Annotated in this window: 16 protein-coding genes; 4 read left to right on the top strand and 12 right to left on the bottom strand. The window is 45.0% G+C overall.

The features are described 5' to 3' along the window. Positions 1-63: 63 nt before the first annotated feature. Genes CIK96_RS00325 through CIK96_RS13130 form a run of 4 tightly spaced genes read right to left on the bottom strand, consistent with a single transcriptional unit; the run spans position 64 to position 3,158 of the window. Entirely contained in the window at positions 64-1,260 is a 1,197-nt protein-coding gene (locus tag CIK96_RS00325; RefSeq protein ID WP_094390785.1) for a type II restriction endonuclease, read from the bottom strand. Next, positions 1,244-2,575, bottom strand: a complete 1,332-nt coding sequence (gene dcm, locus CIK96_RS00320; protein ID WP_094390786.1) for a DNA (cytosine-5-)-methyltransferase — start codon at positions 2,573-2,575, stop codon at positions 1,244-1,246. The genes CIK96_RS00325 and dcm overlap by 17 nt, the downstream gene beginning before the upstream one ends. Before the next feature lie 40 nt (positions 2,576-2,615). Beyond that, positions 2,616-2,993 (bottom strand): hypothetical protein, encoded by a 378-nt coding sequence (locus CIK96_RS00315; protein WP_094390787.1) that lies wholly within the window; start codon positions 2,991-2,993, stop codon positions 2,616-2,618. A 21-nt stretch (positions 2,994-3,014) separates the two neighbouring features. Next, positions 3,015-3,158, bottom strand: coding sequence for a hypothetical protein (locus CIK96_RS13130; protein WP_158214653.1), 144 nt, complete (start codon positions 3,156-3,158; stop codon positions 3,015-3,017). A 535-nt stretch (positions 3,159-3,693) separates the two neighbouring features. On the opposite strand from CIK96_RS13130, the gene CIK96_RS00310 reads away from it, so the two are divergent. From CIK96_RS00310 to CIK96_RS00300, 4 genes are all read left to right on the top strand, one after another. After that, positions 3,694-4,281, top strand: a complete 588-nt coding sequence (locus CIK96_RS00310) for a hypothetical protein (RefSeq protein WP_094438943.1) — start codon at positions 3,694-3,696, stop codon at positions 4,279-4,281. A gap of 56 nt (positions 4,282-4,337) precedes the next feature. Beyond that, entirely contained in the window at positions 4,338-4,526 is a 189-nt protein-coding gene (locus tag CIK96_RS00305; RefSeq protein WP_094390789.1) for a hypothetical protein, read from the top strand. Further along, positions 4,523-4,621, top strand: coding sequence for a smalltalk protein (locus tag CIK96_RS13125; protein ID WP_158214619.1), 99 nt, complete (start codon positions 4,523-4,525; stop codon positions 4,619-4,621). The genes CIK96_RS00305 and CIK96_RS13125 overlap by 4 nt, the downstream gene beginning before the upstream one ends. A 267-nt stretch (positions 4,622-4,888) precedes the next feature. After that, the gene (locus CIK96_RS00300; RefSeq protein WP_094435324.1) at positions 4,889-6,889 is read left to right on the top strand and encodes a glycoside hydrolase family 97 protein; all 2,001 of its coding nucleotides are present in this window, start codon (positions 4,889-4,891) and stop codon (positions 6,887-6,889) included. Positions 6,890-6,983: 94 nt separating this feature from the next. Here CIK96_RS00300 and CIK96_RS00295 read toward each other — a convergent pair whose 3' ends face one another. The 8 genes from CIK96_RS00295 to CIK96_RS00260 are packed head-to-tail and all read right to left on the bottom strand — an operon-like array spanning position 6,984 to position 15,534. Next, positions 6,984-7,256 (bottom strand): TIGR03905 family TSCPD domain-containing protein, encoded by a 273-nt coding sequence (locus CIK96_RS00295; RefSeq protein ID WP_094438941.1) that lies wholly within the window; start codon positions 7,254-7,256, stop codon positions 6,984-6,986. A 13-nt stretch (positions 7,257-7,269) separates the two neighbouring features. After that, positions 7,270-8,007 (bottom strand): YebC/PmpR family DNA-binding transcriptional regulator, encoded by a 738-nt coding sequence (locus CIK96_RS00290; RefSeq protein WP_094390792.1) that lies wholly within the window; start codon positions 8,005-8,007, stop codon positions 7,270-7,272. Between the two features lie 33 nt (positions 8,008-8,040). Continuing rightward, positions 8,041-10,491, bottom strand: coding sequence for a phenylalanine--tRNA ligase subunit beta (pheT, locus tag CIK96_RS00285; RefSeq protein ID WP_094438939.1), 2,451 nt, complete (start codon positions 10,489-10,491; stop codon positions 8,041-8,043). 46 nt (positions 10,492-10,537) lie between these two features. Further along, the gene (locus CIK96_RS00280; protein ID WP_094390794.1) at positions 10,538-12,106 is read right to left on the bottom strand and encodes an NAD(P)/FAD-dependent oxidoreductase; all 1,569 of its coding nucleotides are present in this window, start codon (positions 12,104-12,106) and stop codon (positions 10,538-10,540) included. Next, a complete protein-coding gene (locus CIK96_RS00275; RefSeq protein WP_173839783.1) occupies positions 12,103-12,495 on the bottom strand; it encodes a YkvA family protein in 393 nt (130 codons plus the stop codon). Before CIK96_RS00275 ends, CIK96_RS00280 begins: the two co-directional genes overlap by 4 nt. A gap of 27 nt (positions 12,496-12,522) precedes the next feature. Next, a complete protein-coding gene (locus tag CIK96_RS00270) occupies positions 12,523-13,368 on the bottom strand; it encodes an N-acetylmuramoyl-L-alanine amidase-like domain-containing protein (RefSeq protein WP_094438935.1) in 846 nt (281 codons plus the stop codon). Then, positions 13,368-14,540: a DUF4421 domain-containing protein gene (locus tag CIK96_RS00265; RefSeq protein WP_094390797.1), complete on the bottom strand. Its 1,173-nt coding sequence runs from the start codon at positions 14,538-14,540 to the stop codon at positions 13,368-13,370. The genes CIK96_RS00270 and CIK96_RS00265 overlap by 1 nt, the downstream gene beginning before the upstream one ends. A 7-nt stretch (positions 14,541-14,547) precedes the next feature. Beyond that, entirely contained in the window at positions 14,548-15,534 is a 987-nt protein-coding gene (locus tag CIK96_RS00260; protein WP_094390798.1) for a Gfo/Idh/MocA family protein, read from the bottom strand. Positions 15,535-15,651 lie beyond the last annotated feature (117 nt).

The raw sequence follows: 15,651 nt of genomic DNA, 5'->3' as shown, positions 1-15,651 counted from the left end.
TGGAGCAACCGCCAGTGAACCATTTCGACGGAATATGTATAGTGGATGTTTTGCTGCATGCCGTCAAAACAATATATAGTGTTTGGGCAGGTGTTCCTGCTTTTGTCTGACAAGACTGATGAATCTCTTGAGGTCGCTGATTTCGCTCTGATATTCCTGCGGGAAACTGGCAATGTACTTGTGGGGAACGACGAGCGTCAGGCGAGAGTCATGCATCTCTTTCAGTTGGTTTTTGGAGATTCCTTGCTGGAGCGTGAAGAGATATTTCACATCCACACGGTCGGCCTCGGTCAATACCTGCCGCCATCGGTCTTTGCAGGTGGTCTTTGCGCCAAGCACTATCAAATCGTCAGCTGGGAATTGCATATTGTGATAGCACTCGCCGTTGGGAAACAGGAAGTCAGGTTTCTTGTTGTCTTCTGTGATGGCTTGCTCCTCAAACACAAGCTCGTTATGTGTAAAAATGTCGGCTAAATGGTGTTCGAGCGACTTTCCTGCACGAGATTTCCGGCGGTTCAGTACTTCGTTGGCAGTCTGCACGAAAGCCTCGATACTGCCGAATGGCTTGCTGATAACGTCGGCATAGACCTTTTCTTCCATGCACTTGAAGAGGCGGTATTCTGTGTCCACCCAATTCAGCAGCACTTCGTCAGGTTTGTTGCGAAGAGCGTTTTCAGCGATGCCATAAGCATTGTTGTAACAATCTCTGGCCCCTTGTGCCATCTGTCGGGTTTCTGGAAAGTTGTTGAACTGTGCGACGAAACTCTGCAAAAGTTGAGCTATCTTCTCGTCGGGTTTTACGCTTCCATCGATGTCTATGAGTTGGTTGGTCTCGTCTGGGGCAAGATTGAAATAGGCAAAGAACTCGTCAATGTCCTCATCGGAACTCAGCACATAGCCAGCATAATCCTCTTCGGTGAACTTAGCGATGATGAGCAGGTCGCCCACGTTTTCATCCTGCAAGAATGGGAAGTTGCGACCAAAGCGTGTGATGCGGTATTCGTTGCGTGTTCGCTGCCCATAATACTTCATGCAGCTTTCAGTCGTGAAATCGTCCTGCCACTTTATCTGCACAGTCTTTTCCTTGTTCTCGCCCTTGCGTCCTGGCTCGTCGAAAAGCAAAGCCGATGCGCACTTGGGAATGTAGAAACCTGCCTGATGGCTCCCTGTAGTGCCAGTGTCATTGCCTGTGATGAATCGACACCAGGCGGCTCGCGACTGCCGCACGCTCTGAATCGCTGCGTTAGATATTTCGCTCATATTCGTTGATAGTTCTTATGATTTGTTCTGAAACTGCGGTGATAAGCGGCACGATGACGGAGTTTCCGCACTGGCGGTATGCCTGAACATCGGAAACTTGGTCGAGCCTATAGTTATCGGGATAGCCCATCAGTCGGGCACATTCCCTTGGGGAGAGTTTGCGAGGATTCACGCCCTCGCCTTGCGGAATAAGGATTTCCGAACCGTCCTTGTAATAGCGTGCGCTGAGCGTGCGGCTGATTCCGTTGAGGTCTACGAGGCCGAAACCGAAGCCATTGCCCTTTGCCTTGTGCTTCTCTGCGTATGTCTGGAGGTACAACCAGAGTTTATCGCTCAAAGTGTATTTCGGATCAATGTTCGGGTCAAGTATCTCTTGTATTGCCCTTGTCGCCTCATGCTGTTCAGGGAACGTGAACTGTTCCTCTCCGTGGAAATGATTGCGGTCGAAGCCGACAATCATGATACGCTCGCGATGCTGTGGTACATAGGTCTGACCATCCATCACCTGATAGTGGACGGAGTAGTTCAATTCCTCCAGCGTCTCACGGATTACGCGGAACGTTTTTCCTTTGTCATGCGAGGTGAGGTTCTTGACGTTCTCCAGAAAGAAAGCCTTGGGGCGATGGCGGTTGATGATGTCGGCCACATCGAAGAACAAAGTTCCTTGTGTCTTATCTTTGAAGCCCGTCTCGCGTCCAAGACTCTTTTTCTTCGATACGCCAGCGATAGAGAATGGCTGACACGGGAAGCCCGCGCATAGAATATCGAATTGCTGAGGGATATAATTCTTTGTTGCCTCTTTAGTGATGTCGCCAAACGGCATCTCGCCAAAGTTGGCAAGATAGGTCTTTTGGGCGTACTTGTTCCACTCAGATGAAAACACGCACTTGCCTCCCTGCGCTTGCATCGCCAAGCGGAAGCCTCCCATGCCAGCGAACAAATCTATGAACGTAAAACGCGGCTGTTCTGGGTCAGGAAATGGTACTTGAAAGAAATCTGCAAACAGGTTGTATTCTGCGGGATTTTCTGCCGCCATCCAAGCCAATTCCTCCGTCGGCTCAAAATCGAGGTTTGGTTGCTGGCTCTTCTTACGCTCCAAGAATTCAAGTATTGCGGCCACGACTTCCTCTCGCTGTTCGCGTGCCTCAATGTCGTTGCCCTCGATGCCTCCGTTATGCAGATAGTGGCTCAGCACCGCCATCTGGTTCTCATAGCTCGTCTCGCCATATATCCGTACGTTCATGCCGTTCTGCTCACCCTCTTCTTCAGGGAAGTCGGCCAATCTTATATCTTGTATTTGCTTCTTCTTTGCCATTGTTGGTTGTCGTTTGATTGTAGTTTTTCTGTATTGTTAACTACGATACGTTCCATTCCCAATTGTTCATTTCGGAGCTACCCAATTTGAATCTTTCAAGAAAATTGTTGTACGCCTTGCGGATGCTTTTTCGCATGTATGCTTGCGGTACACTTGACAGAACCTGCGTAAATCCGTCATCAGATACAATTTCAAAGTTGAAGTTGCTCCAATCATAGAACACGGAGTCAGCATTCATCGTTCCCATTGCGCTGACGATGATTTCGTATTGCTTCTTGTATATATCATGCTCTGCTACATGGAAAACGTTGCCGTCATCGTCAACGTCATCGAACGCATCAATGTCAAGCCATTCTTCCAAGTCGAACAGCTCTTTCCTTGTTCCGTACCATTCATCAAGCAGCACTTCTGTATTCATCGTTTATCAATTCTTTCGTTTCTATATTGTCGCCCTGCCGCTCATAGCCGAGTGTGCCTTTGTAGGCCATGCGCGTCCAATGCCGCCGCCCATCGCCAACAGTTCGTCCTCTTTGATGTCTATGCCGTACATATGTTCAGTCAATATGTCTGCAAAGTTACACATTTTTTCTGATACTTATCACACTTTGCCGACATCTTTAGTAATTATTGGCAATTTGCCTCTGACCGTCTTACGCCTTACATCTTACAGTCTTACAATCTTACAATTGATGAAAATGAGAATGAAAAAGAGATAGTAGTATATATATTATATAATATATATACTACTATAACTATAAGCACACGAAAATTTATAATTGTAAGATTGTAAGGTGTAAGAAATCGGTGCACCTTGCCCGCCATCGACGAGAAGTAAAACACGATGGCCGTATATTGCGGATTTATGCCTCGAAAATTACGGCTCGTCAAAAACGGCGTGAATTGGTGCTGAAAATCGCCCCAATTGGAGGACTGAAATTTGGAGCGAAGCGAGAAATGTAGTACCTTTGCCGATGCATTTGAGATGCATCGAGCGAGCTCAGCTCTGCGTTCGCCTTGCACTTCACTTGCAGAGTCAATCATGAGAGACACGAAAGCGGGAGGCAGCCACCCGATGCAGTTGGCCGCAAAGGATTCTAATACCATGAAAACACACAACTATGGCAAAGATTATCTATGAAGTGAAAGAGAACAAGAACACGAAGTCGGCTGCTTACGGCAAGCACTTCGCGCAGGTGAAGAACCTCGAAACGCTGAACACGCGCCGGCTGGCGCAGCACATCTCGGAGCACGGCTCTATCTACACGCCCGACGTGGTGTACGGCGTGCTGGAGAGGTTTCGCGCGTGCCTCGTCGAGATGCTGCTGGAGTCGAAGAAGGTGAAGATTGACGGCCTCGGCACGTTCTACTGCACACTGGAGAACCAACCAGGCGGCGCCGAGAAGAAGGAGGATTTCAACGTCGGGAAGCACCTCAAGGCCCTGCACATCCGCTTCCTGCCCGAGCAGGCCACGGAGCTGAACATCTCCAGCCGCGAGTTCCTGAAGAAAGCCGAGTTCGTCAACATCGACTCGCTCATGAAGGGCACTGAGGATGCTAACGGCAGCAGCACCAGCGGTGGCGGTGGCAACATCAGCGGTGGCGGTGACAGCACCAGCGGTGGCGGTGGCAACATCAGCGGTGGCGGTGACAGCACCAGCGGTGGCGGTGACAGCACCAGCGGCGGCGGTGGCGGACTTGAAGGTTGAACCACAGCGTCCTGCGGAACGTCTGCGGGACGCTTTAACCCCAACACATTTAGCGTATGAAACGAATACTCTCATTGGCCAGTTTCGTCTGTGCCATCCTCTTTGCTGCAGCTGGCATGATGATGCCTCCGCAAGGTGAGATTTCGGGATCGGTACTCATCCTCGTTGCCCAGCTCTTGATACTATGTGCCACCTTTCTCGGCATTAAAGACTATCGTGACATCATTAACAGAAAACTATCATGACTCAAGATTCTAAAAACAAGTGGAGCGTCATCATCAACATTGCTTTGACCACCATCACTGCCGTTCTCTCGGCTCTTGGTTTCACCATCGGATGACTTGCTCCCTCTGGCAAACCCATGAACCGCACAGTGTGGTTCGTGGGTGCTTTTTTTCGGTTCACGGTTAAGGGTTCATGTTTCATGTTTCATGTTTCATGTTTCATGTTTCTGCGTCAAGAGTGAAACGGGAACCTGTCACCCTGTTTTTTTGTCCTCCTGTTTTTTTTTTGAATGATTCTTCCACCTCTTTCTTCAAGATTTTGCTTATCTTTGCAAGCATAAAAACAAGCCTTAAAAATAAATCAAACCTAAAAAGGAAATAATATGAAGCAAAAAATGAGTATCGCTGGTATTTTGTTGCTTGCTGCTTTGGGTATGCAGGCTAACAATTATACGGTGAAGTCGCCAGACGGTAAATTGGTGGTGAATGTTGCTTGTGAGGGAGGCAAGGCTTCCTACACGGTAGATTACAATGGCAAGCAGATGCTGGGAACTTCGGCGCTCGGATTGGTTGCCAATTACGGTGATTTCTCAAAGGATCTCACCATGGGCATCCTGAATGGTGGTGAAGTGAAGCCGCTTTCTTACAAGATGAGCCGCATCAAGAAGAGTGATATCAGGAAGGATGTGGTGGATGCTACCATCGGTTTCCTCAACAGTAAGAAGGATTCCATGACCCTCCATCTTCATGTAAGCAACAACGACATCGCCTACAGGTATGAGATGAGCCGTCCTGAGAAGGATAATCCTAAGTCGGTGATTATATATAATGAGGTGAGCGGATTCAATTTCCCGGAGAAGACCACTACCTTCCTCTGTCCTCAGATTACTCCGATGACCGGTTGGGAGCGCACCAAGCCATCTTATGAGGAGGAATATACTCCTGATGCTCCTATGAACGTGAAGTCACAGTTCGGGGTGGGCTATACTTTCCCATGTCTCTTCAAGGTGGGCAGTGACGGATGGGTATTGGTCAGCGAAACCGGTGTGTCGAGTGCTTATCCTGGCTGCCGTCTTTCAGATTACGAGCCGGGCAAGGGCTATACCATCGCCTTTCCTCAGAAGGGTGAGAACAATGGCATTGGTTCTGAATATGCCGGTATCCCATTGCCGGGCGAGACTCCTTGGCGTACCATCACCGTGGGTTCTTCGCTGGCTCCTGTCGTAGAGACCACTATCCCTTACGATGTGGTGGAGCCTTTGTATGAGGCATCCCAGACTTACAAGCCATCACGCTATACCTGGAGCTGGCTCATCTGGCAGGATGGTTCCATCAACTATGATGACCAGGTGAAAATGGTGGATGTGGCTGCAGCCCAGGGTTACGAGGCTGTTCTGGTAGATAACTGGTGGGACAAGCAGATAGGCAGAAAGCGCATCGAAGAGTTGAGTAAGTATGCACAGAGCAAGAAGGTAAGGCTGATGCTCTGGTACAATTCCAACGGTTTCGAGAATGATGCTCCCCAGACTCCTCGTCAGATCATGAACAATTCCATCGCCCGCAAGAAGGAGATGGCTTGGATGAAGAAGATTGGTGTAGTAGGCATCAAGGTGGATTTCTTCGGTGGCGACAAGCAGGAGACGATGAAGCTTTACGAGGATATCCTCAGCGATGCCAACGATTATGGCTTGGAGGTTATCTTCCATGGCTGCACCATGCCTCGTGGCTGGGAGCGTATGTATCCTAACTATGTTTCGAGTGAGGCTGCCCTGGCTTCAGAGAATGTATTTTTCACGGATTATCATGCCAAGAAGGAGGCTTTCGAGATGACGATGCATCCGTTTGCAAGAAATGCCGTAGCTAGTTTCGACTGGGGTGGCGTGATGATGAACAAGTATTTCTCCAAGGACAACAAGAGCCGTCATCAGCGTTATACCAGCGATGTGTTTGAGATGGCTACTGCCATTACCAACCAAAGCAGCGTGAACTGCATCTGTCTCTATCCTAACAACTTGCAGGATGTGCCACAGTGGGAGTTGGATTGGCTCAAAAATGTACCTACAGCTTGGGAGGATATCAAGTATATTGCCGGTTATCCAACCAAGTATGCGGTAGTGGCCCGCAAGTCGAGTGTAGAGAATGGTTCGGGTGCAGCGCTTACAGCTGGCAGATGGTTTGTGGGTGGTTTGAATGCAACCGACAAGCCTCTTGTCCTGACCTTGGATTTGCCGATGTTTGCGGGTAAGACCGTTACTTATATCACCGACCAACCAAAGAAGAAGGGCGAGAAGTTCTTCACTTCTGTCAAGAAGACTTTGAAGGTTGGCAAGGATGGTAAGGCAAAGGTTGTGATTCAGCCTAATGGCGGTATCATCATCGAATAATCTTCATGTTTTAGGCATCGATTGCCTACGTGAAAACGTTTTTGGGGTTAAACAATGTTCATGCCGAGCATACGAAGTAAAAACGGTTGATGAATTAATCATCAACCGCTTTTTCTTTAAGTATTTCCAAAGCTCTACAAAGTTGGTCAGGACAACTGGTGTTTTTGGTTCCACAACGGATTCCATTAATTTTGTGGATCACATCATCAATATGCTGTCCTTTCACCAGTTGGCCAATTCCTTGAAGATTGCCATTACAACCTCCAAGAAAAAAGACCTGCTGAATAATATTATTTTCATCGCATGTTACATCAATCATTCTAGAACATGTACCATGCGTTTCGTAACAAATATGCTTTGTTGCCATTGAGACCAACTTATTATTCTTCTACGATTTCAGGTTTCATGTTTGTATAAACAGTCTGAACGTCATCGAAGTCCTCAAGCTTTTCAACCATTTTGTCGATAGTCTCACGCTCTTCTGGAGTAACATCTTTGAGGTCGTTAGGAATACGAGTAAACTCAGCGCCTGTTACTTCAAATCCGTTTTCTTCCAAATGCTTCTGAATTGCGCCAAAAGACTGAGGATCACCATAGATGGTGATGCTGTTTTCTTCCTCATCTTCGTCGAATTCATCTTCTACTCCGTAATCAATGAGGTCAAGAATCATCTCATCCATATCCAATCCATCTTTCTTTTTGAAAGTGAACACGGCCTTATGGTCGAAAAGGAAAGAGAGTGATCCTTGAGTACCCAAGTTTCCGTTGAACTTGTTGAATACTGAGCGTACGTCTCCCACAGTACGGGTGGTATTGTCGGTCAGTGTATCTACGAAGATGGCAATTCCATGAGGACCATATCCTTCATAAGTCACTTCCTTATAATCACTCTGATCTTTACCCATGGCGTTTTTGATAGCACGCTCGATGTTATCCTTCGGCATGTTTTCGCGCTTTGCATTGGCAATAATGGCACGCAAAGCAGGGTTCATGTCAGGGTCTGGTCCACCAGCCTTAACGGCAATTGCTATTTGTTTACCAATTTTTGTGAATGTTTTGGCCATGTGGCCCCATCTTTTCAGCTTTGCAGCTTTACGATATTCAAATGCTCTTCCCATTTTATTGTATTTTTTTATTATTATTTCTTTGAATTAACGAAGTTCGGCACCAAGTTTCTGCTTAAGGTTATTGATGAGCTTCTGCATGATAGCATCAATCTGTTTATCTCCCATCGTTTTCTCAGTATCCTGGAGAATGAAATTTACTGCATAGCTTTTCTTACCTTCTGGAAGGTTCTTTCCTTCATAGACGTCAAAGAGTTCCACTTTCTTCAAGAGTTTCTTTTCTGTCTGACGGGCAACCTCCTCAATCTGAGCAAATTCAACCTGTTGATCAATAAGCAATGCAAGATCACGGCTTACTATAGGATATTTTGCAATCTCGGTGTAAAGAACCTTTTGTTTGCGTACAGCTTTCATCAAAGCTGTCCAATTCAGTTCTGCATAATATACAGGTGTGTCGATACCTGCAGCTTTCTGTTCCTTCTTTGACAGAACGCCCATCTCCAACAAAACCTTACCACCACGATTTTCGTATGTCAGTCCAGCACTAAAAATCTCATTTGTTGATTTTTTGCGCACAACCATACCAGACTGTAATCCGATTCGAGTAAGGATGTTTTCAACGTAAGCGCGCAGTTCTGCAAATGAGAAATCTTCGTCAGGATGCGCCCAAGATCCTGTAATTCGTTTACCAGTGAGCCAAATACCGAGGTGATACTGTTCTGTATAGGCTTGCATTGGATTTTCTTCATTTGTCTTATTCGGATCAAAATAATAAACATTTCCAAATTCGAAGAAACGGCAGTTTCCATTTCTTCTATTGGCATTGTGTTCAATACTTTCCAATCCTCCATAAAGCAATGATTGTCGCATGACGTTCAAGTCAGATGAAAGCGGATTCATGATTTTCACCAACGTATCCTGACGTTCACCATAATAAGCGGCTTTTGTCAGCGAATTATTTAGAATTTCATTGAAGCCCATGCCAACAAGTTGTTCGCTGACGAGATTGGCCATTTTGTGTTTATGGTCTTCCTCACCTTTTATAACGAGTGAACTCTTCAACTGTGTTGGAATTTCCACATTATTGTAACCATAGATGCGTAAAATATCTTCAACCACATCACAAGGACGTTGTACATCTACACGATAGGCTGGAACTTTAAGTGTTAAGCCAAGTTCGTTTTCTTCAATGATTTCCATTTCGAGCGAGAGACAGATTGACTTCAATGTAACCACATCGATGTTTTTTCCAATGAGTGAGTTTACATAGTCAAACTTCAGGTCAACCACTGCATCTTTAATAGGTTTTGGATATACATCACAGATTTCCATAGAAACCTTACCACCTGCCAACTGCTTACAAAGCATTGCTGCATATTTCAAAGCCTCTACTGTACCATTCGGATCTACACCACGCTCAAATCTAAATGAAGCATCGGTTGACAGACCGTGGCGACGTGCAGACTTTCTTATCCAGGTAGGATGGAAATAAGCACTCTCAAGAACCACATTACGAGTGGTTTCATACGTACCACTACCCTTTCCACCGAATACACCTGCAATACACATAGGTGATTCTGCATTACAAATGGCGAGGTCACGTTCTGAAAGTTTATGATCTACTCCATCAAGAGTTTGGAATGGAGTCCCCTCTGGCATGGTTTTCACTACAATCTTTCGTCCTGTTACCATATCTGCGTCAAAACAATGCAAAGGTTGACCCAGTGCCATCATCACATAGTTGGTAATATCAACGATGTTATTGATTGGTCTCAGACCGATGGTAGAAAGTTTATTTTTCAGCCAATCAGGGGATTCTTTCACTTCACAGTCTGTAACACTAACACATGCATAACGCTTGCAAGCTTCCTGGTTCTCAATAACCACTTCAATGGGTAAGTCGTGGTTATCTACCTTAAAATCTGCCGTTGAAGGCTTGTGAAGTTGTGTTTTATAACCATTTTGCTTGAGCCAAGCATAAAGGTCGCGAGCCACTCCCCAATGTGAAAGTGCATCAGCACGATTGGCAGTAATATCAACCTCGATGAGCCAATCGCTCTCCAAATGGTAATATTCTGCGGCAGTCATTCCGACCTTTGCATCTTCAGGCAATACGATAATTCCATCATGTGAATTACCAACACCTATCTCGTCTTCTGCACAAATCATACCACAAGATTCTACACCTCGCAGTTTTGATTTCTTAATAACAAACTCCTTATCGCCATCATACAGGACACAGCCCAAATCTGCCACTATGACTTTCTGTCCTTCAGCAACATTTGGCGCTCCACATACGATCTGCGATAGTGACTCACGACCGAGGTCAACAGTTGTCACATGCAGATGATCTGAATTAGGATGCATTTCACAGGTGACTACTTTGCCAACATACAGACCTTTAAGACCACCTTTAATACTCTGAACTTCTTCAAGTGCGTCAACTTCGAGACCAGTAGATGTCAAGGCGTCACACACTTCCTGTGGCGTCAGGTCGAAGTCAACATATTCTTTTAACCATTTATAAGAAATATTCATTGCAATGAATTTATTGTTTCAATTTCCGCGCAAAATTACTAAAAAATCAGCAAACACCCAAATATTTAGCACACATTTCGGCACAACGTTCTCCATCGACGCCTGCTGAAACAATTCCTCCCGCATAGCCTGCGCCCTCACCACAAGGAAAAAGGCCTCTAATGCGAACGTGCATTAAAGTGTCACGGTCGCGTACAATACGTACTGGCGAAGAGGTACGAGTTTCAACGCCTATCATCAATGCTTCGTTGGTTAAAAAGCCATGTGATGACTTTCCAAACTGTAAAAATCCTGCTTTTAACCGATTGCTTACAGCTGGTGGCATCCAAAAGTGAAGTGGTGAAGATATGAGCCCTGGTGCATACGATGACCGCGGTAGGTCGGCACTGAGTCTACCATTTACGAAATCAGCCATACGTTGTGCTGGAGCGGTTTGTTTCCTATTGCCTTGCAACCAACAGTCATACTCCATCTGTTGCTGGAAACGCATCATGCAAAGTGGATCATCTCCTTCAACGTCTTCTGGTCTGATTTCTACTACCATACCGCTATTACTCCATTGTCCACCTCGGTTGCTAGGTGACATTCCGTTAACAACAATCTGTTGCTGATCTGTTGCGGCAGGTATTACGAAACCTCCCGGACACATACAAAACGAATATACACCACGTCCTTCAACCTGCGTCACAAAAGAATATTCTGCGGCAGGAAGATAACGTCCACGTCCCTGTTTAGAATGATACTGAATTTGGTCTATCAGAGCAGAAGGATGCTCCAGGCGCACACCAACAGCAATGCCTTTGGCTTCCAACTCAATATGCGCATCTGCGAGATAACGATAGACATCACGTGCAGAATGTCCTGTTGCGAGAATCACGGGGCCCTTGAAAACTTGCTGTTCTCCTGTGGGTAAATAGACAGCCTCTACACCTACCACCACATCGTCTTTCAACATGAGCCGTGTCATCTTCGTTTGAAAATGCACTTCACCTCCACATTGTAAAATGGTGTGGCGCATATTTTCTATCACACGTGGCAACTTATCGGTACCAATATGAGGATGTGCGTCTGCCAATATAGCGGTTGAAGCACCATGCTGACAGAACACATTGAGTATTTTGGTAGTGTTTCCTCTTTTTTTGCTACGTGTATAGAGTTTTCCATCTGAATAGGCACCTGCCCCACCTTCTCCGTAGCAATAGTTGCTTTCGCCATCAACACGTTGATTTTTGGTTATCAACGAAAGATCACGCTTTCTTTCGCGAACATCCTTACCGCGTTCCAACACGATAGGACGAAGTCCGAGCTCCACAAGGCGTAAAGCGGAAAAAAGTCCGCCAGGCCCCTCGCCCACTACCACAACGGCAGGTTTGTCTGACACATCGCCATAAATTGTCTGTTCGTAGGCCTCGTCTGTGGGCAGTTCGTTGATGTATAATCGCACCTTGAGGTTTACCACCACCCTACGTTGTCTTGCGTCAATACTCCGCCGCAAGACACGTACACTTTTCACCGTACGTCTGTCAAAGCCGTACTCATCTGCCAAAAACGCCACAAGATTCTGTTCGCAGGCAGCCACTTGCGGTATTACTCTAACGTCGTATTCTCGGATCATTCTGACTTACCGAAGAGATCGTTTGCTTCTTCTATTTCGTCCTCGTCAAACCATTTGCTTAAGCGTTGTTTTGCTTTTTCCTGTATTTCAGGTGCCACATCGCCCCATACTTTTTTCAGTACATAGAGCAATACTGCAAGGTCATCGGTCAATCCCACAATGGGAATTGCATCAGGAATAACATCCAAGGGACTAATCATATATCCCAGCGCTCCAATAATCAGCGCTTTATTGGCTGTACTTACTTTGTCGCTTTGTAACGTATAGTACAGGATAAGGGCCGCATAGACCAACTTCGCACCGGCACGTTTAGCGATGCGTGAAATCTTTTCAACGAAGTCTGACTGAGAGAACTTGTTGGCATAACTCATGAAATCAGGTAATTCCATATTTTTCAGTTTTAAATTTGTTTTATACTATTTTATTCTAATAACGCGAATTCCAAGAAATGATGGATGCTTCTTCATATACTGAGCAAGTGTCATAGGTTCGAGCACCACTTTTTTATGTATCATAGACGCATTGAGTAAATGCAATCCATCACTTTTCCATTCTGCAAATCCGACATGTGAAATATCGAGCCCTTTCTTATTGGTTACAATAGCTAAAATATCGCCATCATGTATCGTCTGTCGAAGAATCTTGCTATTTGTAATCTGTTTATTGGGAATATAACTGAAGGTCTGTCCTGTAAGTTTCCGTTCTTGTGCAGCTATCACTTTGACATCCTTAGGATTGTTCTTCAAGGCCACATAGGATAGCGGATGAGCACTCATATAGCCTACACGGACGTTTTGTACCGCAGTAAATGGGGTATTGTTGCTTTGAATTTCCTTAACCCATCCGGCTTTTCCATTAGACAGTATCCAGTCTGTAAAATAATGCAATCTGGACGTATATCCATTGATTTTGTGATGATGGTAACGTAATTTTTCCAACATGCTACAATAAGCATCGAACGAGGTTTGCTTGTTTTTTGCACAGATGGTAAGTGCGGTCACCGTTTCCACAAGGGTGGTACAGTCAAGCTGTCGGGTATTAACCACAAGTCGTTCTGTCGGTTGACCTTCAAGTGTATGAGCCACATAAGGCCGTCCTATCAATTGATGGGCAAAGAATAGCGGCGTCTTGTTCTTATGATTAGAAACCGCCTTTTGCAGCATAGTCACAATTTTTACACTATCCACCTTTTGATAAACACAACGTTGTGCGTGAATTTGCAGCGAAATGCCCATAATGAGCATCAGAATATATTTTTTCATCACTGTTTTCTGTTTTTATATCTTCCACGTTTACCGAAATTATAACCTACATAGGCATTTACTGTACCATATATATTACTTGCGGAAAAACGAGATTTCTTATAGTTGTTCCAATAGACGATAGCACTCAGTCCTGCAAAAAAACGGGTATTATTGAAGACAAGCCCGAATCGTCCTATTCCATCAATATTAACATTGTTTATATCAAATCCATGTGCTGCAGGTTCTTTCATTTCTCCCTTCGTTTTTTTATAGGCAAGAGCCAACGATGTACTGGCGCAGAACAGAAAATTAGGTGCAAAAACCCAATTATAAGCATAGCCCACGGAAGCATTATAGTTGTAGTATTTCACTTTATTGAACATTAGTGCACTATCGAGTTGTTCACCATGCATTCCTTCGTTTTTATCTATAAGATCTTGTAACCGTTCATGGTCAAACGACAGACTATTGTGCGAATATCCTATACCAGCCATCCATGAACCACAACTGATTTTCTGACATGTACTTTGTGCAAAAGCAGCAGGATAAGAGAAACGTTGGTGGTTGAAAATATAATAGAGATTGAAACCTGTAGTTCCAACCTTGAGTCCATCAAATGAGTGGCCTTTCAACAGCTGCTCAGAGCTTTTATCAGATAGTCTCACCCTACTTATTTTGTAATCGCTTCCTGTCTTACGATAAAAAATGTCAAGACCGACCTGAGCAGCATAGATACTAAAATCCCAACCTTGTTTGGCTTTTTCTTGGTTGAATCCAAAGTGCTTTACATCGAAAGTATAACCAAGAAATACCCACCTCCATCCAAAATATGGTCCGATTTTTACGGTCGGATTCGGAGAAAATGTCAAAGACTGCCCATTCTTCTCTGACGTACGTAATTGATAGATGTCGTAACTTTGGGTAGCTTGTAGCATAACTGCCCAGTTATAATGTTGCGGTTCTACATAATTTGTATCAATATAACTGAATCCGCGTATAGTACGCCGCAACCAACTCAATTTGCGCTTGGGAGGTACAGAAACTTCCGTTGGTACTTTTTGTGTATCAGTTTCCGCTTTTACAGGATAGTTAACAGACGGCAGAACTTGAGTAGCATGGCCTTTCATCGTCGTAGCCAATGCCAACACAAGAACAATCAATACCATTCTTAAGTATTCCACCGTCATCATCTTTTTTTTAGAACTTACCAAGAATACGATCGAGCACCCAATTAACTGGAGTTGCCGATATACTTGTACACTCACAAACGCCAATTCCTCTCAAATGTTCTATCACATTCTTAATAATGGGATACTGTACGTATGGGGGATTAGGTACGGTAATGTTTTCCTCGCCTTCGCTGGTATGCAGACGAATTGGCTGATAGACAAATACTGAGAAACTCACCGATCCTTGATCACCAATCAGTTCGATACGATCTTCCTGTGCTGACTCATGAGCTACAAAACACCAGGAGCCACTTCCTGGTACTCCGTTTTCAAATTCGAAGCAGGCACTAACGGAATCTTCAACCTCATAGAGACCACCTCTGTTAGCCTTAATTCCACGAGCCTCAATAATGGTGCCAAACATATATTGCAACAAATCCAACTGATGAGGAGCCAAATCGTAGAAATAGCCACCTCCTGCCACATCGGGCTGCAAGCGCCACGGCATTTTATCTGGTCGGTCATAGTCAAGTGCTCGTGGAGGCACAGCAAAACGCACCTGCACATTGACAAGACGACCAATACGACCACTATCCACAATTTCCTTCACCTTAAGGAAATAAGGCAGATAACGACGATAATATGCTACAAAACAGGGCACTCCTGTTTCTTCACTTACTCGATTGATTCGCGCACAATCGTCATATGAGGCAGCCAATGGCTTCTCCACATAAACGGGTTTTCCTGCACGCATGGCCATAATGGCATAAGTAGCATGACTCGACGGAGGCGTGGCAACATAGACGGCATTGACATCAGGGTCATCTATGAGCTCTTGAGCATCTGTGTACCATTTGGGTATTCCATGGCAAACAGCATAGCTTCGTGCACGTTTTTCGGTACGACTCATAACAGCCACTACAGTAGAACCCTCAACCTCAGAAAAGGCAGGTCCACTTTTTTTCTCAGTTACTTCTCCGCAACCGATAAATCCCCATTTTACGGTCTCTAACATGCGTATAGTTTCTTTAATTTCATGCAAAGTTAGAAAAAATCTCTTAATTCTTTGCAGTCTTCACCTATTTTTTAAATATAATTGACTACCTTTGGCTTCGATTTCTAAAATTAAAGA

Origin of the sequence: Prevotella sp. P4-98, from assembly GCF_002251405.1 — a bacterium.
In the GTDB taxonomy this organism is placed as follows: Bacteria; Bacteroidota; Bacteroidia; order Bacteroidales; family Bacteroidaceae; genus Prevotella.
Note: the sequence above shows the minus strand (reverse complement) of the source record. Positions and strands in the feature narration are given on the sequence as shown.